This is a genomic window from Roseateles sp. YR242 (genome assembly GCF_900109745.1).
Lineage (GTDB): Bacteria > Pseudomonadota > Gammaproteobacteria > Burkholderiales > Burkholderiaceae_C > Roseateles.
This window is the reverse complement of record NZ_FOAV01000006.1, coordinates 55,338-74,407: the sequence shown is the minus strand read 5'-3', so window position 1 is coordinate 74,407 and position 19,070 is coordinate 55,338. Positions and strand designations below refer to the sequence as shown.

The window sequence follows — 19,070 nt, the reverse complement described above, 5'->3', positions numbered from 1 at the left end:
GCATTCCGAACAAGATGGGTCGTGTAGAGTGGCCGCTGTGAGCACTGTCAGCCGGCAACCCCGACGCCATGGGCCCTCGGTGGCGTGGAGGCGGCGAAGCGCGCCCCCGGAAACAAGGGCAACGCAGGGGCGCTCTGCGGGCCTGAACCGCCCGCTCCCATGCCCCCGGCATCTCCATGGCAGAGCGCCGACGATGGGGCTGCCCTTTCCGACTACTGGATAGCGGTGGGTGGCGGCATGTAAGGCGGTTCACGCACCGGAACGGGGTTTTCCGGCAGTGGCGGGTCGATCACTTCGGGTGGGCCGGGCTCCGGCGCCGTCGGAGGGCCGTGGGGAGGTGGCGGCACGCCGGGCACCTCGTTGGGGAAGGGCGGTGAGGGCGGAATGCTGTGGGCCCGTTGCGGAGGGGATCCGGCGGTGAAGGATGGCATGTGCGAATTCCTTGGAGTTCCCGGGTCACCCTGCAAGCGGCGCGCCTGCCTCCAGTGGGCAAGGCCCGCAGAGAAGTCGGTTAAACAACATTTCGTTTCCATTTGACCGGCGATGTCGGCATCCAGATTGCCGCACAGATCGCAAAAGGAGCCTCAGCCATGCTCGAAATGCGATTTGAGCCCCCGCATCAATTGTCCTTATGGGCAGACCCGCCTGAGTTACACCGGTCTACGGGTCTGGCGCTCGCCGCTGCACCAGCGCCGCGACCTTCGCCGGAACCCGGCGCCGATCCGGCTAAAGATGACAACTCCAGCAGCGTGCCCCGCATCCCGGACCCGGCGAACGAGACGGATGAAAACGACGCCGATCCACCACCGCACCATCCCGAGGGCCCCAAGCGTTATCACGATGATTACGCCTCTCCTCGGCGTATGTCCCACGAAGGCGGTCGCCCGGCCATGATGGAGTGCTAGCCATGAGCCATGCCTTTTTGCAAGGTGGCGTGCGAGCCGATGTACAGGCGCGCGATGAGGTGGTGACGCTGCTGATGGACGACCACCAGCAGGCTCTGCTCGCCTTCCGTCATTTCGAGCGGATGCAGTCCGCTGGCGAGTTGGCGGCTTGCGAGGCGTTGATCCGCCGTACCTGCGCGCTGCTCACCCTGCACGCCACCCTGGAAGAGGAACTTTTCTATCCGGCCGTACGGCGTTGCCCCGAGATCGGTGCGGCAGAGCGGCGCCTCGTGCACGAGGCCGAGGTTGAGCACCTGGTGGTGCGTATCCTCATGTCGCAGCTACGCCGGATGGAGGCGGACGACCCGCAGTTCGGACCCCTGGTGGGCGTGCTGGGTCGGTATGTCGCGCACCATGTCAAGGACGTGGAGCAAGGGCTGCTGCCGCGCTTGAGCCATTCCGCCTCGGTGGATTGGCGGCAGCTGTCCAACAGCCTGCGCCGGCGTCGTTCCGAACTGGAGTCGCAGTGGCGGGACGAACTGCAGGGCGACGCAGCCCTCGCCACCGCGCTGCGCAAGGAACGTTGATCCCCCGCGCGGGTCGTGCGCAGCCGGGCGGCTGGCCCGGCCCGAAGACACGCGTGACGGGGTTTCGGCTCACTGCGCACGATGGCCCGACTCGACGCTTGCATCGCTCATCAAGCTGGCCGGCGACTGCGGTAGAAACCGGATCCCGGTGCGCCGCACCAGCTCCTCGTAGCTGATCGGCTTGCCGATCCGTGCACTGGCGGTATTCGGTAGCCAGTGAGCCCAGGCGCGACCTGTGGTTTCGTCGTGCACCAGCTTGTACAGGGCGACTGGAATAGCCGGTCCGGCGGTGTTCAGGCGCTCCGGTGCGCTCCCGTACTGGGCGCCCGTGATGATGGTGACTGTTCCGCGTGCCCGCATGACATAGGCGCGGGTGTCCTTTTCGATCTTGGACCAGACCTGCTGGTTGTTCACCGAATTCTGCGGTACCACATTCGCCAACGAAAAGGATTGGGCCATGGACCGGTCGCTGCTCATGTCGCGCGCCGGTGTGAGGTGGCCCCGGTCATGGCGTTCTTCCTTCGGCAGCCTGGATTCTCCTGCGTAGTCCTCCAGCTGCGCCCGTTCCCTCAGGGGTAGCCGGGCGTCAGAAAAAAAAGCCTTGCGGCCGTCCGGTCGTTTCACCTCCGCGCCCGCTCGCAGCTCCGCGGCCGACAGCCTTTCCGCCGAGAAGAGCGGGCCTTTGAGGGTGGCCGAATGCAAGACCGCGAAGCGGTCATAGCACAAGGCGCGGAGCGTCCCGTAGGCGTTGGCGGGCCGGGCCTCACCGCTCTCGATGACGGGCGCCGCCCCACGATAGAAATGACCGGCACATGCCTGGAAGTTGGCCGATGAGGGCGGCAGGCCGACGGTTCTTGGGCTGGCCGCTGTGGCGCCCGCTGGCTTGAATGCACGGTCCACCGCGCGTTCCAGATCGCGGACGGTGTGCGGTGTGTCGAAGGCGGCACTCAGGCCGGGAAGGGGGGCGAAGGCGGCGCCCACCAGGGCGCACACGGACAAACGGCGGAATGAGCGAAACAGCACAGGCCAGTAAATGACTGAAGACAGTCGGCAGCCTACCGGGGAAGGTGGGGGCCATAGCGACTCGATGTGCGCTCCTCAGCATCAACGAGGGCGGACGATGCTCGGCACGTGGCCAGCGCGTCGTCGGCATGCCGGTGGCATGCGGGTTGCCGCCTCTCACCAATGAATGGATCAAATGGAGAACACCATGACCACCAAGTACGGCAAGAAGGCCCAGGATGAAGTAGGCAAGGCACTGCACGAGGAGAAGAAGGGCGAACTCAAGAGCGGCAGCACCGGCAAGACGGTGACCAGCCGCAAGCAGGCCATTGCGATCGGCTTGTCCAAGGCGCGCCAGGCGGGGGGCAAGGTGCCGTCCAAGCGCAGCTCGACTCGGTCACCCCGCCATTGAAAAAGCAACTCTGCATTCCTCCCGCGAGCCGAGGTGGCCCTGATGAGGGGCGGGCGGATGCAGAGGTGCCAGGCGCCTCAGCGGGGCGTCACGCGCCAGATAACGTTGCCCACGTCATCGGCCACCAGTAGTGCGCCCTGCTTGTCCAGCGCCAGCCCGACCGGGCGGCCCTGGGCCTGCCCCTTGGCATCAAGGAAGCCGTTCAGCACGTCCAGCGGCATGCCGCTGGGCTTCGCACCCACAAAGGGCACAAAGATCACCTTGTAGCCAGCTGGATTCTTGCGATTCCATGAGCCGTGCTGGCCGACGAACATGCCATGTGCGTAGCTCTGCGAGAGCTTGTTGCCGTCCGCCGAGGCGAGGCCCAATGAGGCGGTGTGCGCGCCCAACGCGTAGTCCGGCGGGATGGCCTTGTCGACCAGGTCAGGCCGCTGCGGCTTGACGCGGTCGTCCACATGTTTGCCGTAATAGCTGTACGGCCAGCCGTAGAAGCCGTTCTCCTGCACGGACGTGATGTAGTCCGGCACCAGATCGTCCCCGAGTTCATCACGCTCATTCACCGAGACCCAGAGCGCCTTGCTGGTCGGCTCCCAGGCCAGACCCACCGGATTGCGCAGCCCACTGGCGAAGACGCGGCTGGCGCCGGTCTGGATGTCGATCTCCAGGATGGCAGCGCGCTCCTGCTCGGCTTCGATGCCGTTCTCGGCCACGTTGCTGTTGGAGCCGATGCCGGCATAGAGCTTGGTGCCGTCGCCATTGGCGATCAGGCTTTTGGTCCAGTGGTGGTTGATGCGGCCCCCGGGCAGGTCGGCCAGCTTGACCGCCGGGCCGGCCAGTTTGGTCTGCCCCTGCGCGTAGGGGAAGCGGACCACGGCATCGGTGTTGGCCACATAGAACTGATCACCCACCAGGGCCATGCCAAACGGGGAATTCAGGCCCTCGGCAAAGACGAAGCGCTGATCGGCCACGCCGTCCCCATTGGTGTCGCGCAACAGCGTGATGCGGTTGGCGCTCTTGACGGTGGCACCGGCCTTCTTCTGGAACTGTTTGGTCACCCAGGCCTTGGGGCCCTTGCCGTCGTCGGGGCGTTCAGGGGCGTTGGTCTCCGCCACGAGGACATCGCCGTTGGGCAACACATACAGCCAGCGCGGATGCACCAGCTTGTCGGCAAAACGCACGACCTTCAGGCCGGCCGCTGCCTGGGGCTGCGCATTGGCCGGCCATCCCACCGCCTTGGCGACGTTGATGGTGGGCACCAGGGCCTTGTCCGGTTCCGGCAGCGTCGGGTTGGGGCCAAAGCCCACCGGTGTCGCGGGCTGTGCCTCCAGGGCATGGGCTGCACGCAGGCCGATGCCGCCGAGCAAGGCGACGGCGACCACGGCAGGGAGGACGGCGGGATGGACGACGGGCGAGGACTTTTTCTTGTGCATGAAACGCTCCGGGCAGTGGGCTGCAATGAATGAATCGATGAAGGATTCAATGAATGAATCAATGGATGAGCGGCAGGGGGGGCTAAGACCCCCGGTCCGGCCTCACACCGGCCCACCAGTCCAGCGCGGTTGCGATCACGGTCTGACGGGCCTGGGGGTCCCCCTTCAGCAGGGACATGAGGTAGGACTTGAGCTGCGCGGCCGACACCTTGGGCGGCAGCGGCGGAACATTGGGGTCGGCCACCATCTGCAGCAGCATGGGGCGGTCGGACTGCAGGGCAGCATCCCAGGCGGGGCCGATGTCCTCGGGGTGGTCCACCTTCAGGCCCCCCAGGCCCAGCATGCGGGCGTATTCCGCGTAGGCAAAGGGCGGCAGCGCCTGCGAATCTTCGAAGCGGGGGTCGCCGCTCATCACACGCTGCTCCCACGTCACCATGTTGAGGTCGCCGTTGTCCAGCACCATGATGACCAGGCGCGGGTCTTTCCAGCGCTGCCAATGATGGGCGACCGTGATCAGCGCATTGATACCCATCATCTGCATCGCGCCATCGCCCAGCAGCGCTACGACCGGACGTTGCGGATGCGCAAACTTCGCGGCGAGCGCGTAGGGAATGGCCGAGCCCATGCTGGCCAGGCCGCCAGAGAGTGAACCCATCATGCCGTCGCGCGCCTTGAGGTCCCGGGCGTACCAGGCGGCCGTGCTGCCGGAATCTGCAGTGATGATGACGTCGTCGGGCAGCCGGGGTGACAGTTCCCAGAACACCCGCTGCGGATTCAGCGGCGAGGCATCCACCATGGCACGGGCCTGCACCACCTCCCACCAGCGCCCGACGTTGGTCTGGATCTCATGGCGCCAGCGCAGGTCGGTGCGCTGTTCCAGCAGGGGCAGCAGCTCACGCAGCGTCAAGGCGGCGTCCCCGGCGAGATTGACCTCCATGGGATAACGCAGCCCGAGGTGACGCGGGTCGAGGTCGATCTGCACACCGCGCGCCTGGCCTTCCTTGGGCAGGTATTCGCCGTAAGGGAAGCTGGAGCCAATCATCAGCAGGGTGTCGCAGCGCTCCATCATTTCCCAGCTCGGCACGGTGCCCAGCAGGCCGATGGCGCCAGTGACGTAGGGCAGGGTGTCCGGCACCGCCATCTTGCCCAACAGGGCCTTGGCCACACCCGCGCCGAGCTTGTCTGCCACGGCCATGACCTCGGCGGTGGCGTGCAGCGCGCCGGCCCCCACGAGCAGGGCCACACGTGCCCCCGCATTGAGCACGGCGGCGGCGCGTTCCAGTTCTTCGGTGGGAGGCACCTGGGCGATGCCGGTGGTGCCGATGCCCGAGTGCACCGTGCCGTGTTCACGCGGCGGTTCCTCCACGGCTTCCAGCGCCTGCACGTCATGCGGGAGGATCACGCAGGTGACGGCGCGGTGATCCCGCGCGATGCGCATGGCCCGGTCCAGCACATGGCGCACCTGCGCCGGCACCATCACGGTCTGCACATATTCGTGGGCAACATCCTTGAACAGGCTGTGCAGGTCCACTTCCTGCTGGTAGTCCCCACCCATGGCGGAGCGGGCCTGCTGCCCGATGATGGCCACCACCGGCTGATGGTCGGCCTTGGCGTCGTACAAACCATTGAGCAGATGAATGGCGCCCGGGCCCGAGGTGGCCATGCACACGCCCACCTCGCCGGTGAACTTGGCATGGGCGCAGGCCATGAAGGCGGCCAGTTCCTCATGCCGGGCTTGTATGAATTCCATCGCGTCACCGGCCCGGCGCATGGCACCCATCAGACCGTTGATGCCGTCGCCGGGATAGCCGAATACCCGCCGCACGCCCCAGGCCTGGAGGCGGTGGATGAGTTGATCGCCGACGGTTCCCATGCAGAGCAGCTAGCAATCGGGGTGCCCGCAGGCCGACGCTCAATGCATCAAGGGTGGGGCCCCAAGGGACCCTCCGCATATCTCCCGCGACGCCGCGAACCGCCGAATCGGGGTCACATCGGCTGCAAGGCGTTATGCAGAGGTTTCCCTAAGGTCTGCATAACCGGTTCAGCGCGGTTTGAAGGGTGTCCGCCAGACGAAGTTCGGTGAAACCGTTGTGGTCCATCAGCTCGACCAGCTCGTCGTCCAAAGGGGGCTGCGGTGCGGTGTCCAGTAGATCGGGGGTGGTCGTCATCAGCGATTGGGAAAATTCCAGAAGGCCTGCCACGACCTCCCGGATGGTCTCCTCCAGGGCGGCCAGGATCTCTTCCTGGTCAGGCTGGTCGGCACATTGCGAATGGACGGCCTGCCGCAGGTCCGCGAGCCCGATGTCGATCTGGCGGCAGGCGTGCCACCAAGGCGAGAGCCGGTCTGCGGTGCGGGCGTCACTGGCCTCAAGGTTCTCATAGGCCTCATGTGCTTCATGGGCCTCATGTGCCACAGGGTTCACCAGGTTGTTCACAGCCCCGGACAAGGGCGGCGCGTCTCGTGTGCGCGCCAGCGTGGAGGTCCGCTCGGGTGAAGGTAGTGATGAGGGCAACGGACGGGGCGTAGAGGGGGGCATGGGACGACGGGACCAGCGGGGAAGCGGAGTCCGCAACGTTCCCAATCCTCGTCATAGCGCCCGCTATGGCGGTGGTTGGCGCCTGGTGCCCCATGCCAGTTCGGGGTCACTTCGACTCATGGACGTGTGCAGATTACCTAGGCGCCGGAAAAGAGTGGTGATGCTGATGGGTGGGTGTGGTGGAGTATTTGGTTCAAACGAGTCAGGAGAACTAATCAATGTTTGAGCAGGTAGTCCGCCATCAATCGGGCCTGCGTTTCGCTGATGCCGACGGTGGGCATCGCGGTGTGCGGGTCCATGGCCTGCGGATCCCGGATCCATCGCGACAGACCCTCCTCGTCGGCGGGCACCTTGCTGCCGATGCGTTGCCGGCCGGCCAGGCCTTCCAGCCGCGGGCCCACGCCCGTCTCCGGCCCCACCACGCCCGGGATCATGTGGCAGGCCACACAGCCGTGCTGGGCCAGGGCTCGGCGGGCGCTGGCCCAGCGATCACTGCTGTCACGGCTCGCGGAGCGCCCGTCCGCCTCGTGAATCATGCCGTCCGGCGCCCACCCCGTCGTCTCCGCTGCCGGACTTTCCGGAATGGCGTGGCAGCTGGCGGAAGTGGCGGCGGAGGCGGTCAGGCGTCGGTACCCGTCCGGTGTCAGAGTGGGCAACTGGTCCAGAAAGGCCACCACGGCCCAGAGTTCCTCCTCGCCCAGCCGGTATTCCCAGGCGGGCATGCCGCTCATCTTGATGCCGTGGCGGGTGATCCAGTAGAGCTCGGCCGGGCGCCAGTGCCGGGTGGCCTCGACCAGCGAGCTCGGCACCGGCTGCAGGCCTAGCGCAAAGGCCTCGGGCGGAATGCCCGGCGCGCCGTGGCAGGCCACGCAGCGATCACGAAAACACGCCGCCCCTTGCAGTTGCCGGGCCGGGTCGGCCAGGCCCACCGGCGGGGTGACCGAAGCGGCCCGCTGCCGCACGGATTGCCTGAGGGCCACCTCCAGCAGCCGATGCACGGGCCGCCAGTGGGACCCCGTGGCGCTGACGTCATAGAAACCGCCCCAGACGAAGGCCAGCGCGCCACCGGCACCCAGCAACGCGGCCACCAACAGGGTGGCGGCCACAACGCGCAAGGGGCGGCTGGAGAGCAACATGGGCGGCGCACGGCAAGCGCAATGCCCAAGCGCAAGGGCGAGGGCGAGGGCGAGGGCGGGGCCCAAGCGAAGGCCCCATGGGCCATGCCAACAAGGGCTGCTGATGCGGCCAGGGCCGGGCACGCCGCGTGCTCCAGCGCGGCGATGCCCATTCCTGTCCTGCTCATCCACCTGGCGCGTGGCCTGGCAAATGTCCTGGCACCTGCCCCGGCCACGATGGTCCACCGGCACCGGCGGCTGCCTGGCGTGATGCTGGGCGTGCTGTCGGGCGCGGGGATGAGCCTGGGCCTGGCCGCCTGCAGCGAAGACGCCCCGGAACCCCTGAGGCGCTGGCAGGTGCCCGGCGCTGACCTGGCCCGCGGACAGGCCCTGATGGCCCAATACCAATGTGGCAGCTGCCACCGGATTCCCGGCGTGGCCGGTGATTCCCGGCTGGCACCTGCGTTGACGGACTTCGGCCGCCGCAGCTACATCGCCGGGCAGTGGCCCAACACGCCGCAGGGCCTGCAGCAATGGCTGATGGATCCTCCCGGCGTGGTTCCGGGCGCGACCATGCCGCGCCTGGGAGTCTCCGCCACTGACGCACGCGACATGGCCGGCTATCTGCTGTCGCTCCAATGAGCCTCAGCGACGTGATGCAACCCGCCAGCCCGGAGGCGTCGGCGCTGGCGGCCATCATCGAGACCAGCCTGTGGGTGGGGGTGGGCGCCTTTGTGCTGGCCATGGTGGTGCTGGCAGGCGCGCTGCTCTGGCAAAAACGGCGGCCCGTGGCCGAAGGCTGGTGGATCTGGGGCGGCGGCTTGGTGTTGCCGGCGCTGGTCTTTGGCGGCTTGCTGGCCTGGAGCATGGGGCGCAGCGAGGGGCTGGACGATGTGGCGCCCGCCGGATCGCTGCAGGTCACGGTGACCGGCCGGATGTGGTGGTGGGATCTGCGTTATGCCGAAGACGGCGGCCTGCCGGCCTTCGCCTCGGCCAATGAGCTGCGCGTGCCGGCCGGGCGCACCGTGAGGCTCACGCTGGCCTCGGGTGACGTGATCCACAGCTTGTGGGTGCCTTCGCTCAACGGCAAGATGGACCTGGTGCCGGGGCGGCTGAACCGGCTGAGCTTCACCGCGAGCACGCCGGGGGTGTACCGCGGGCCCTGTGCTGAATATTGCGGCACGCAGCACGCAGGCATGGTGCTGCAGGTGGTGGCGATGGCACCGGAGGATTTCGATGCGTGGCGGCGGCGCCAGGCCCAGCCATCGCAGCCACCGGCCCCCGCCGCGCAACCACTGTCCCTGCGTGGCGCGGACCTGTTCCGTGACCGGGGCTGCGCCGCGTGCCACACGGTACGCGGTCGCAGCGAGGTGGCCGCCGAGGGGCTGGGCCCCGATCTCACCGGGGTCACCCAGCGTCTGTGGCTGGGGGCTGGCGTACTGCGCCAGTCCAGCGGCCGGGAAGCCCTGAAGCGGTGGATCACGGACGCGCAGGCGATCAAGCCCGGCGCCCGCATGCCGACCTTTCGACATCTGCCTGCCCAGGAGATCGACGCGCTGGCGGCTTTCCTGGAGGATGGGCCATGACCCCCGAGCGCCGGATGCCTGCCCGCTGCGCGTCGCCTGCGTCCCAGCTGGGGAGGGCGGCGCCGTGACCCGGCCGCCACCGCTGAGCCGTCTGCCCAGGCCCACGGGTGAACTGGAGCGCCTGGAGGCGGCCTGGGCACCGCCGCGCGGCTGGCGGCGCATCGGCAGCGTCAACAACGTCTTCATCGGCAAGCTCTACATTGCCACCGCCTTCTTGTTCCTGGTGCTGGGCGGCGTGCTGGCGCTGCTGATGCGGGCCCAGCTCGCGGCGCCGGGCCTGACGCTGTTCAGCGCACCGGTTTACCAGCAACTATTCACCATGCATGGCACGGTGATGATGTTTCTCTTCGCCGTGCCCATGGTGGAGGCGCTGGCGGTCTACCTCCTGCCCAACATGCTGGGCGCGCGGGACCTGCCGTTCCCCCGGCTCTCCGCCTTTGCGTTCTGGGCCTACGCCATCGGCGGATTGGCCTTTTATGCCACGCTGTTCTGGCAACTGGCCCCGGATGGGGGCTGGTTCATGTACCCGCCGCTCAGCAGCCGCGCCTGGTCCCCGGGCCTGAATGCCGACTTCTGGCTGCTGGGCATCGGCTTCATCGAGATCTCCGCCATTGCTGGGGCCATCGAGCTGATCACCGGCATTCTCATGACCCGCGCGCCGGGCATGAGCCTGGCCCGCATGCCGGTGTATGCCTGGTCCATGCTGGTGGTGGGCGGCATGATCGTGCTGGCGTTTCCGGCGGTGATCGCCGGCACGGCGCTGCTGGAGGTGGAGCGCGCCTTCGACTGGCCCATCTTTGATGCCACCCGTGGCGGGGATCCGCTGCTCTGGCAACACCTGTTCTGGTTCTTCGGTCATCCGGAGGTCTACATCATCTTCCTGCCGGCCGCCGGCCTGGTCTCCACCATGCTGCCGGCGCTGGCGCGCACGCCCCTGATCGGACGCAACGCGGTGGTGACGGCCCTGTGTGCGGTGGGGGCGCTGAGCTTCCTGCTGTGGGTGCACCACATGTTCACCGCCGGATTGGGCGGGCTGGGCCCCAGCCTGGTGTCGCTGTTCAGCGTCGCCATCGCGGTGCCCGGGGCGCTGCAGATCTTTGCCTGGATTGGCACCCTGTGGCGCGGCCAGGTGCGCTGGACGACGGCTGCGCTCTTTGTCACCGGGTTTCTCGCCGCCTTCGTGCTGGGCGGGTTGACCGGCGTGATGCTCGCGCTGCTGCCCTTCGACTGGCAAGCCCACGACAGTTATTTCGTTGTAGGCCATCTCCACTACGTGCTGATTGGGGGCATGGTGCTGCCGATGTTTGCCGGGCTCTACCACTGGATGCCACTGTGGCGGGGGCGGCCCCTGTCCGAACAGGCCGGGCGCTGGGTGTTCGGGCTGATCTTCGGCGGTTTCAATCTGGCCTTCTTTCCCATGCACATCGCCGGCTTGCTGGGCATGCCACGGCGGGTGCACACCTATGAAGCGGGTCTGGGCCTGGAGTGGCCCAACCTGTTGTCGTCGCTGGGGGCCGTGGTGATTGCTTTGGGCGTGCTGCTGTTTTTGATCGACCTGGTACGCACCCAGCGCGGCCCCGAGCAGGAGCATCAGGATCCCTGGCGATCGCCTACGCTGGAGTGGCTGCCGGCCGAGGACTACGGCACGCGCAGCATTCCCCATGTGGCGCATCAAGAGCCGCTGTGGCAACACCCCTGGCTGCACCAGGAGGTGGTGGCCGGCGGGCACTGGTTGCCCGGCACGGTGACGGGGGGGCGCGAGACGCTGATCACCAGCCCCGTGGCGGCCGAACCCCGGCGCGTCGCGACCCTGGCCGGCGACAGCGTCTGGCCGGTGCTGGCCGCCGTGGGCACGGCCGCCTTTTTCCTGTTGATGACGGTCAAGAGCACGGCGGGCACGCTGGCCGGCCTCGTGTTGGCCGTCGTGGCGATCTGGCGCTGGTTGTGGCAGACCGATCCGCATCCGCTGGTCGCCGAGGCGGAGGTGGCGCAGGGGCGCTGGCTACCACTGGGGGCGCAGGGCCGGATGGCACCGTCGTACTGGGCCACCTGGATCGTGATCGTGGTGGGGGCCTCCGTGTTGGCGTCCATCGGGTTTGCCCATCTGCATGTGGCCATGCGGCTCGCAGTCTGCCCGCCGCCGGGCGCGGCCTTGCCGGCGCTCGGTGTGAGCGGGCTGATCACGGTCGGGTACGGGGTGAGCTTCGGCCTGCTGTGCCTGGCAGGCCGTGGTCTGAAGATTCACGGGCTGTCCGGCTGGCGGGCCGTGTGGCTGTTGCCGGCGTGGGGGCTGTGCGCGGCCAGCTTCGAGCTCGGACGACGGGCGGCGCTGGGCGCTGGTCCGGCGCCGACCACTGACGCCTGGACCGGGACGCTGGCCGCGCTGCTGGGCTATCAGGGCCTGCATGTGCTGATGCTGGGATGGCTGGCGGTCTACCTGGCAGCGCGGATACTCGCGGGTCTGGTGAGGCCCCGTCAGAGGAACACCTGGGACAACATCCGGCTCCTGTGGGGCTGGTGCTGTGTGCAGGGCGTGTTGGTGTTGTGGTGGCCATCGCTGGTGGCCTGGGGAGGATGAACGGATGATGTTGAGAAGACGTGTCGGATCGACACTGGTGCTGGGTGGCCTGTGCAGCATGGGTGCTGCGCTGGCCCAGACCCAGGAGCCTGGGCCGTTGGCCCGGACGCAGGAGCCGGCGCCATCGGCCCGGACGCAGGAACCGGCGCCATCGGCCCGGACGCAAACGCCCGAGGGTTCGCCAGCCGTCGCGGCCCGTCTTCCCACCGTGGTGGTGACCGGCAGTGTCACCGAGCGGGCACTGTCCAGTGCACCCTATGCCGCCACGGTGCTGGACGCGGACACGCTGCGCCTGGCCGGACCGATGGTGAATCTTTCCGAGGCGCTGGCACGGGTGCCGGGCATCACCGCCAACAACCGCCAGAACTATGCGCAGGACTTGCAACTCTCTTCGCGCGGCTTTGGCGCACGGGCGCCCTTCGGTGTGCGGGGCCTGAGGCTCTACACGGACGGTATCCCCGCCACCATGCCGGACGGGCAGGGCCAGGTGACCCACTTCGACCTCGCCTCCGCCCAGCGCGTGGAGGTGGTGCGAGGCCCCTTCACGGCGCTGTATGGCAACAGCTCGGGCGGTGTGATCGCCACTGTCTCCGCACCCGTGGCCCGGCCCGCCGTTGAACTGGACCTGGACGCGGGTGCCAATGGCCTGCGTCAGGCCCGGGTGAGCGCGGCTGCACCGCTGGGCCATGGCTGGGAGGGGCAGGCCAGCGCCAGCGGCTTTCAAATCGATGGGTTCCGTCCGCAGAGCGAGGCCCACCGCACCCTGCTCAATGGGCGCCTGGCCTGGACTGGCGAAGCGGACAGCCTGACGCTGCTGGCGAATTCACTGAACCAGCGTGCCCAGGACCCCCTGGGGCTGACACGTGCGCAATGGAATGAAAATCCCGACCAGACCACGCCGCAGGCCGAGCAGTTCAACACCCGCAAGAACGCCACCCAGACGCAGCTGGGCGGCCGCTGGCGCCACCGTTTCGATGCGGCAGGCCCGCTGACTGACAGCAGCCTGGTGGCCTACACCGGCTGGCGTGGCGTGACCCAGTGGCAGTCCATCACGGTGGGCGCCCAGGCTGCCCCCGGCAGCGGTGGTGGGGTGGTGGACTTCGACCGGCGCTACGACGGCGTGGATGGCCGCCTGGTCTGGCGCGTGGCCGGTGGCGCCCTCTCCACCGGCCTGAATCTCGAGCGCCAGCGGGACGACCGCCAGGGCTACGAGAACTTCATCGGCACCGGCACGGCCCAGCAACTGGGCGTCACTGGCGCGCTGCGGCGCGACGAGGAGAACGAAGCCTCCACACGGGAAGCCTATGCCCAATGGCAGGGCGCCGTTACCACGACCCTGGAGGCCACCTTGGGCGTACGTGCAGGCCAGGTGCGGATGTCCACGCAGGACCACTTCCTGAGCAATGGCGACGATTCCGGCGCGCGCCGCTACCGCTATGCCAACCCGGCGCTCGGGCTGGGCTGGCAGGTGGCGGAAGGCCTGCTGCTGCATGCGGCGGCCGGGCAGGGTTTTGAATCCCCGACCCTGAACGAACTGGCCTACCGGCCCGACGGCGGCGGTGGCTTCAATGCCGACCTGAAACCGCAGAAGAGCCGCCAGCAGGAGGTGGGGCTGAAGTGGCGGCGCGAGCGACTGGAACTCGACGCCACCGTGTTCCATATCGCCACCCGCGACGAGATCGCGGTGCTGACCAACAGCGGCGGGCGCTCCAGCTACCAGAACGTGGGCCGTACCCGCCGCAGCGGGCTGGAAGTCTCCGGGGCCTGGCGCTTCACGCCGGGCTGGCGCACGGCCTGGGCCGTGAGCACCCTGGAGGCCAGTTATCGCGACAGCTTCCAGACCTGCACCGGCACGCCTTGCGCCACTGCCAACGTGCCGGTGGCTGCCGGCCGGCGCATTGCCGGCACCAACGGCGGCAGTGCCTTCGCGGAGCTGGCCTGGAAGCCACCGGTGTGGGCGGGCGGTGAGGCGGCCGTGGAGTGGCGCGCCGTGAAGCGAACGGCCGTGAACGACACGAACAGCGAGTTCGCGCCCGGCTACGGCCTGCTCCATCTGCGGCTCAGCCAGGAGGGGCAGGCCCAGGCAGGACGCTGGACCTGGATCGCCCGGGTCGAGAACCTGATGGACAGGCGTTATGTGGGCAGTGTCATCGTCAACGATGGCAACGGGCGGTTCTACGAGCCCGCACCGGGGCGAACCTGGTGGCTGGGGCTGAAGTTCACCACGGACCTCGGTTCCTGACCGGGATCATGCGCTGCGTGCGACGCTGCGGCGCGCCGGGTTCGCCATCTCGCCTGCCACCTCGCGATCAAAGGAGGCCATGAACAGCTTCTGTTTGGACATGGTGTTGAAGGAATGCGTTTCGTCCATCCGCTGGTAGGCCTCCACGTCGGAGGTCGGCACGGCTGCCTGCAGTCCCGTGATGTAGCGCTGCGCCAAGGTGCGCATGCTGCAGTCGGGCGTTTCCCTCAGGATGCGTTGGGTCAGTTCCAGTGAGGCGATGCCCGCCAGGACGGCGTCCTCATCCAGCATACGCTCCCGGTCCGGCGCCTCGCCATTGATGAGGAGATCGGGCGGCTGTTGGTCCAGCAGCTCGCGCCGACGGGCCAGCAACGTGGACGCCAGCGCCTTCGTGTTGATGGCCAGGAACTGCGTGCGCAACGCCGGGTCCATCGGTTCATCACCGGCTGGAAGACTCCCCATGATGGGGCCGTCGCAAAGCTTGTCCGGCGCCATGCCTTGATAGCTGATCCTGGCCAGTGCGCATCGGGTGGGGAAGGCGGACCCGCCATCAATCGGGCGGCAGTTTCCGTGGAGGTCGACCAACATGTTGCCCCACTTGACATCGACATTGCCCATGGCAAGGTTGGCGAGCATGACCTTCTGGAGTTCCCGTGCCTGGATGCGGGTGACCTGGGTCGTCCAGAGCTTTCTCGTCCGGTTGACTTCGTGGAGCCCCGCCTCGGAGGGGGCTGCGTTGATGGCCAGCGCATGTGCATCCATCGTCCGACCATTGATCCCCTCGATGAGGGCGCCGAATTCACCCTCGTGGGTCCCGAGCTGGACCTTGGGGAATCCGAAGTCCAGGCCGGTGGTGTTGAGGACCTCATCATTCAGCACGCTGCACATCTTCTCGCGCATCGCCGCGCCACCAGGAGGCGCGAAGTTCTGGGGCGATTCGCCCTTCATCGGCTTGAAGGCATAGGCCACCTGCTTTTGCGGGGTCTTGATCAGGACGACGTCCGAGGTGCCGGCCTCGGCGGTCGATGTGGCCCCATGCCGCGCGAGGATGGCGGCCTGCCGCTCGGTCGCGACCCGTTGTGCCACGGGATCGTTCGGGTAGGCGCGCGGGTTCGGCGAGAACCGGTTGACGAGCAGTTCGTCCACCGCCTGGCGCATTTCGAGCACGGCAACTTGCTTCATGTCGGCCGCTTTGGCAGCCCGGTTGTTCTTGTCCACCAAGGCCTCCCACCGATCCAAGCGTTTCGGCGTGAGGTAGCCCTTGAGGGTCTCCTGCAGTTGCCGCGCGGGCCGGTAGGCATCGTCAGGGTCACAGCGGCTCAGGGCTCGGGCGGCGTCAAGAACCCGGGTGAAGTCAGGGGCACTCTGTTTGGACCGCACCCAGCGCAGCAGGCCGGTGTGGCCGAAGCGGCGCCCCAGTTCGTCCAGGCGTTCCTTCGGAAAACTGAATGCTGAGGGCTTCGGTTGTGAGATGCCCACGGCCGCAGCCTGGACGGGTGAACCCGTGCTGGTGTTGTGCTTCGCCGAGTGGCGGCCCAGCAGCCGATTGAGGAAGCTCGCCTTTTTAGGCGGGAGCGTCTCGCGAGCGGCGCGAACGGCTTCGGCGTGTACGGTGGCGCCTGCGCGGCCTGTCTGGTCGGCGCGAGTGGTGCATGAGGGGAGGCGGCCTGGGGCGAGGTAGATCACGGCGAGGGCTCCTTGATGCGGTGAGGTGTGCCCATGGAATCGGGCGTGTGCATCACTTGGTGCCTCCGAGGCCTGGCGCGGGTTCCCGGTGAAATCTTGCCAAAAATCAATGCAAGAGCGTGATCTGCTCCATCGCCCGCAGCAACTGCTGGGGTTTCAGTGGCTTGCTGAGATGGGCGTCAAAACCCGCTTGCAGGGCTTGCTGCCGGTCCACATCGCGAGAAAAGGCGGTGAGGGCGATGGCCGGGATGCGCGCCGCGGCCGTGGTGGCCGTGGCACTGCCAGCGCCTGGCGCTCCGTTGGCGCCCGATCGGCCGATCTCGCGCTGCCGGACCTCACGGATCAGCTCATAGCCGTCCTTGCCCGGCATGCCCACATCGCTGATGAGCAGGTCGAAGGTCTGGCCGTCCAGTGAGGCGAGGGCCTCGTCGGCGCTGTGGACCAGCGTCACGCGGATGCCGCGCTCCCCCAGGATGAGGCGCAGCATCGCGCCGGCTTCCGCGTCGTCGTCCACCAGCAGCACACGCACGCCTGCCAGGCTGGTCAGGGTGACGGTCTCCGGGCCTTCCGCCGGCCCGAGCAGGCCGGCTGCAGTGTCCGTGATGTCCAGGGACAGGGCGGCCTCTTCACCGGGCAGCCAGAAGCTGATCTGCGTGCCCAAGCCGGCGCCCTCGCTGTGCACGCTGACCCAGCCTCCATGGGCCTCCACCAGGCTCTTCACGATGGCCAGCCCCAGGCCGAGGCCGCCGTGGTGGCGGTTGCTGGCCGCATCGCTCTGGGTGAAGCGGTCGAAAATGTAGGGCAGGAACTCGGGCGCGATGCCCTGGCCTTGATCGGACACCTGCACCAGCGCACCACCGTCCTGCTCGCGCAGCGTCACGGTGATGGTGCTGCCCTTGGGCGAGAACTTGGCCGCATTGCCCACCAGGTTCCAGATCACCTGCTGCACACGCCCGCTGTCGGCCAGCAGGGGAAGGGCTTCATCCTGCAGCACCAGCGCCAGCCCGTGGCCGCCGGTGATCAGGCCTTCCTGCACCGCCGCCACGGCCGCCCGGATGATGCTGCCGGCGTCCACGCGTTCCCGGCTCAGCGGCAGCTTGCCGACGTTCAGGCGGGACATGTCGAGGATGTCCGAGATCATGCGGGCCTGGATGTTGATGTTGCGCTCGATGGCGGTGAGCCCCTTGGTCAGCAGCTCCGGCGGGCTGTGGCGTTGCAGCACATGGGTCCAGCCCATGATGGCGTTGAGTGGCGTACGCAACTCGTGGGAGAGCACCGCGATCAGGTCGTCCTTGAGCCGGCTCAGGCGTTCGGCCTCGCTGCGGGCGGTGCGCTCGCGGTCCAGCATCTCCAGGCGCTGCTGGGCCAATTGTTCGCGTTGGGAGATGTCGATGGCCATGACCATGCCGACGCCGGGCTCGACCGGGGGCGAGGTGGTCCACTCCACGGGCACCGGTTCACCAGTGGGCCTGAGCACCGCGAATTGGGCGCTGATGCCGCCTTCTTCCATGCGCAGGAAGAACTGCATCGCCACCGCCCGGTCCGCCTGCGCCACGAAGCTCAGCAGAGGGTGACCCACCACCGCCGTGGCGTCGCGCCGCAGCAGCGCCAGCATGGCGGGGTTGGCGTCCAGTACGGCACCGTCGGCGGCCTGCAGCAGGCAGATGCCGCTGGGGGCCTGGGCGTAGACCGTGCGGAACTTGATCTCGCTGCGGCGCATGGCCTCTTCGGCGGCCTGCGTGCGCACCAGCGCCTGGATGGTGGAGACCAGCACGGCGGGTTCCACCGGGTGGGTGAGGTAGGCGTCCGCGCCGGCGTCCAGCCCGCGCACCTTGTCCTCGTCCGTCAGGTAGGCGGCGGTGAGGTGGATTACCGGCAAGCGGAAGGTGGTGCGCTGCGCCCGCAGGCGGCGGCAGAGCTCGAAGCCGTCGATATCGGGCAGGTGGATGTCCAGCACCACGGCAGAAATGTCGCGGTTCGCGATCGCCAGGGCCTGGGCGCCAGTGGCGGCCTCCTCGGTGGGGAAACCGGCGGCGTTGAGCAGCCGCACGGTGGTGTAGCGGCCCACGGGGTCGTCATTGACCACCAGCAAACGGTGCTGCGAGCGGTCGATGGCCCGGGGCTCGCTCATGCGCTGGGCTCGCTGCCGGCGTCTCGGACGCGCAGCGGCACTGTTACCGAGAATACCGACCCCTTGCCGGCTTCGCTGACCAGGCCCACATGGCCGCCCAGCAGCTCCGCCAGCCGCTTGCTCAGGGACAGGCCCAGGCCGGTGCCGCGCAGACGTTTCTGAATGGGGGAATCCAGCTGGATGAAGTCCTGGAAGATGGCCTGGTGGAATTCCTCGGCGATGCCGATGCCGGTGTCGCTGACAGAGAAGACCATGCTGTCGCCTTGCTGCACCGCCGACACCCGAACCTCACCATGGGCGGTGAACTTCAGCGCATTGGAGATGTAGTTGCGCAGGATCTGCGAGAGCTTGGCGTTGTCGGTGAACAGCTGCGAGGTGCCCACGGGCTCTTCGAAGATGAGCTGCACCTCCGGGTTGACGAGCACCGGCTTGAACATGCCGCGCAGCGCGGCAAACAGGTCCACCAGCTCGAACCAGGCCGGCGAGACATCAATGCGTCCGGCTTCGACCTTGGCCAGGTCCAGCAGGTCGTTGACCATGTCGGTAAATTCTTCCGAGGTGGTCCGGATGAACTGGATCTGTTTTTCCTGTTCACCCGTGAGCGGGCCGTCCACCCGGTCCAACAGCAGCCGGGTGAGGCTGCGGATGGAAGCAATGGGGGTGCGGAACTCGTGGCTCATGTAGGCCAGGAAGCGGCTCTTCAGCTCGGTGGCCTGACGTAGATGCTGCGCCTGGGTGTCGAGCTCGGCATACAGCGCCAGGACACCCCGGTTGGTCTCGTCCAGCTCCATCTGCAGCGCGTGCAGCTGCTGCTGCGCCTGTGTCAGGGCCGCGCGCAGCGCGGCCGGGTCTTCAACGGTGGACGAGGCTTGAGTCATCG

Annotated in this window: 15 protein-coding genes; 6 read left to right on the top strand and 9 right to left on the bottom strand. The window is 67.8% G+C overall.

The window, feature by feature from the left end; translation table 11 throughout:
• Nucleotides 1-212: 212 nt before the first annotated feature.
• Nucleotides 213-431 (bottom strand): hypothetical protein, encoded by a 219-nt coding sequence (locus BMY53_RS25455; RefSeq protein WP_143074066.1) that lies wholly within the window; start codon nt 429-431, stop codon nt 213-215.
• A gap of 476 nt (nt 432-907) precedes the next feature.
• Here BMY53_RS25455 and BMY53_RS13330 point away from each other — a divergent pair, with 476 nt between their 5' ends.
• The gene (locus BMY53_RS13330; RefSeq protein WP_092946971.1) at nt 908-1,471 is read left to right on the top strand and encodes a hemerythrin domain-containing protein; all 564 of its coding nucleotides are present in this window, start codon (nt 908-910) and stop codon (nt 1,469-1,471) included.
• Between the two features lie 69 nt (nt 1,472-1,540).
• Here BMY53_RS13330 and BMY53_RS13325 read toward each other — a convergent pair whose 3' ends face one another.
• Entirely contained in the window at nt 1,541-2,452 is a 912-nt protein-coding gene (locus tag BMY53_RS13325; RefSeq protein WP_218151231.1) for a DNA/RNA non-specific endonuclease, read from the bottom strand.
• A 229-nt stretch (nt 2,453-2,681) separates the two neighbouring features.
• Here BMY53_RS13325 and BMY53_RS13320 point away from each other — a divergent pair, with 229 nt between their 5' ends.
• Nucleotides 2,682-2,885 (top strand): DUF6496 domain-containing protein, encoded by a 204-nt coding sequence (locus BMY53_RS13320; RefSeq protein ID WP_092947152.1) that lies wholly within the window; start codon nt 2,682-2,684, stop codon nt 2,883-2,885.
• Between the two features lie 77 nt (nt 2,886-2,962).
• Here BMY53_RS13320 and BMY53_RS13315 read toward each other — a convergent pair whose 3' ends face one another.
• The 4 genes from BMY53_RS13315 to BMY53_RS13300 all read right to left on the bottom strand — a co-directional run bounded on the left by BMY53_RS13315 (nt 2,963) and on the right by BMY53_RS13300 (nt 7,988).
• A complete protein-coding gene (locus BMY53_RS13315; protein WP_092946969.1) occupies nt 2,963-4,315 on the bottom strand; it encodes a PQQ-dependent sugar dehydrogenase in 1,353 nt (450 codons plus the stop codon).
• An 82-nt stretch (nt 4,316-4,397) separates the two neighbouring features.
• Nucleotides 4,398-6,188 carry a thiamine pyrophosphate-requiring protein gene (locus BMY53_RS13310; protein WP_092946968.1) on the bottom strand — a complete coding sequence of 597 codons (1,791 nt, stop codon included), beginning with the start codon at nt 6,186-6,188 and terminating at the stop codon, nt 4,398-4,400.
• 148 nt (nt 6,189-6,336) lie between these two features.
• The gene (locus BMY53_RS13305) at nt 6,337-6,762 is read right to left on the bottom strand and encodes a hypothetical protein (protein WP_143074065.1); all 426 of its coding nucleotides are present in this window, start codon (nt 6,760-6,762) and stop codon (nt 6,337-6,339) included.
• Nucleotides 6,763-7,067: 305 nt separating this feature from the next.
• Nucleotides 7,068-7,988 (bottom strand): c-type cytochrome, encoded by a 921-nt coding sequence (locus BMY53_RS13300; protein WP_092946966.1) that lies wholly within the window; start codon nt 7,986-7,988, stop codon nt 7,068-7,070.
• A 144-nt stretch (nt 7,989-8,132) separates the two neighbouring features.
• On the opposite strand from BMY53_RS13300, the gene BMY53_RS13295 reads away from it, so the two are divergent.
• From BMY53_RS13295 to BMY53_RS13280, 4 genes are all read left to right on the top strand, one after another.
• The gene (locus BMY53_RS13295; RefSeq protein WP_255370184.1) at nt 8,133-8,609 is read left to right on the top strand and encodes a c-type cytochrome; all 477 of its coding nucleotides are present in this window, start codon (nt 8,133-8,135) and stop codon (nt 8,607-8,609) included.
• Complete coding sequence (coxB, locus tag BMY53_RS13290) at nt 8,606-9,553, top strand: cytochrome c oxidase subunit II (protein ID WP_092946965.1); 948 nt, start codon at nt 8,606-8,608, stop codon at nt 9,551-9,553. Before BMY53_RS13295 ends, coxB begins: the two co-directional genes overlap by 4 nt.
• Nucleotides 9,554-9,617: 64 nt before the next feature.
• Nucleotides 9,618-12,131 (top strand): cbb3-type cytochrome c oxidase subunit I, encoded by a 2,514-nt coding sequence (locus BMY53_RS13285; protein WP_255370183.1) that lies wholly within the window; start codon nt 9,618-9,620, stop codon nt 12,129-12,131.
• Nucleotides 12,132-12,135: 4 nt separating this feature from the next.
• A complete protein-coding gene (locus BMY53_RS13280; RefSeq protein WP_255370182.1) occupies nt 12,136-14,373 on the top strand; it encodes a TonB-dependent receptor family protein in 2,238 nt (745 codons plus the stop codon).
• A 6-nt stretch (nt 14,374-14,379) separates the two neighbouring features.
• Here the strand turns inward: BMY53_RS13280 and BMY53_RS13275 are convergent, their stop codons facing one another.
• From BMY53_RS13275 to BMY53_RS13265, 3 genes are all read right to left on the bottom strand, one after another.
• On the bottom strand, nt 14,380-15,591 hold the full coding sequence (locus BMY53_RS13275; RefSeq protein WP_177200864.1) for a hypothetical protein: 1,212 nt from the start codon (nt 15,589-15,591) through the stop codon (nt 14,380-14,382).
• Nucleotides 15,592-16,165: 574 nt separating this feature from the next.
• Nucleotides 16,166-18,190, bottom strand: a complete 2,025-nt coding sequence (locus tag BMY53_RS13270) for a hybrid sensor histidine kinase/response regulator (protein WP_092946962.1) — start codon at nt 18,188-18,190, stop codon at nt 16,166-16,168.
• A complete protein-coding gene (locus BMY53_RS13265; protein ID WP_092946961.1) occupies nt 18,187-19,068 on the bottom strand; it encodes a sensor histidine kinase in 882 nt (293 codons plus the stop codon). Before BMY53_RS13265 ends, BMY53_RS13270 begins: the two co-directional genes overlap by 4 nt.
• Between the last annotated feature and the right edge of the window lie 2 nt (nt 19,069-19,070).

Excerpts from the sequence above, each read along its gene's own strand:
- BMY53_RS13320 (WP_092947152.1), top strand. The coding sequence starts at position 2,682 with ATGACCACCAAGTACGGCAAGAAGGCCCAGGATGAAGTAGGCAAGGCA.
- BMY53_RS13295 (WP_255370184.1), top strand. The coding sequence starts at position 8,133 with ATGCCCATTCCTGTCCTGCTCATCCACCTGGCGCGTGGCCTGGCAAAT.
- BMY53_RS13310 (WP_092946968.1), bottom strand. The coding sequence starts at position 6,188 with ATGGGAACCGTCGGCGATCAACTCATCCACCGCCTCCAGGCCTGGGGC.
- BMY53_RS13270 (WP_092946962.1), bottom strand. The coding sequence starts at position 18,190 with ATGAGCGAGCCCCGGGCCATCGACCGCTCGCAGCACCGTTTGCTGGTG.
- BMY53_RS13280 (WP_255370182.1), top strand. The coding sequence starts at position 12,136 with ATGATGTTGAGAAGACGTGTCGGATCGACACTGGTGCTGGGTGGCCTG.
- BMY53_RS13300 (WP_092946966.1), bottom strand. The coding sequence starts at position 7,988 with ATGTTGCTCTCCAGCCGCCCCTTGCGCGTTGTGGCCGCCACCCTGTTG.
- BMY53_RS13330 (WP_092946971.1), top strand. The coding sequence starts at position 908 with ATGAGCCATGCCTTTTTGCAAGGTGGCGTGCGAGCCGATGTACAGGCG.
- BMY53_RS25455 (WP_143074066.1), bottom strand. The coding sequence starts at position 431 with ATGCCATCCTTCACCGCCGGATCCCCTCCGCAACGGGCCCACAGCATT.
- BMY53_RS13265 (WP_092946961.1), bottom strand. The coding sequence starts at position 19,068 with ATGACTCAAGCCTCGTCCACCGTTGAAGACCCGGCCGCGCTGCGCGCG.
- coxB (WP_092946965.1), top strand. The coding sequence starts at position 8,606 with ATGAGCCTCAGCGACGTGATGCAACCCGCCAGCCCGGAGGCGTCGGCG.
- BMY53_RS13315 (WP_092946969.1), bottom strand. The coding sequence starts at position 4,315 with ATGCACAAGAAAAAGTCCTCGCCCGTCGTCCATCCCGCCGTCCTCCCT.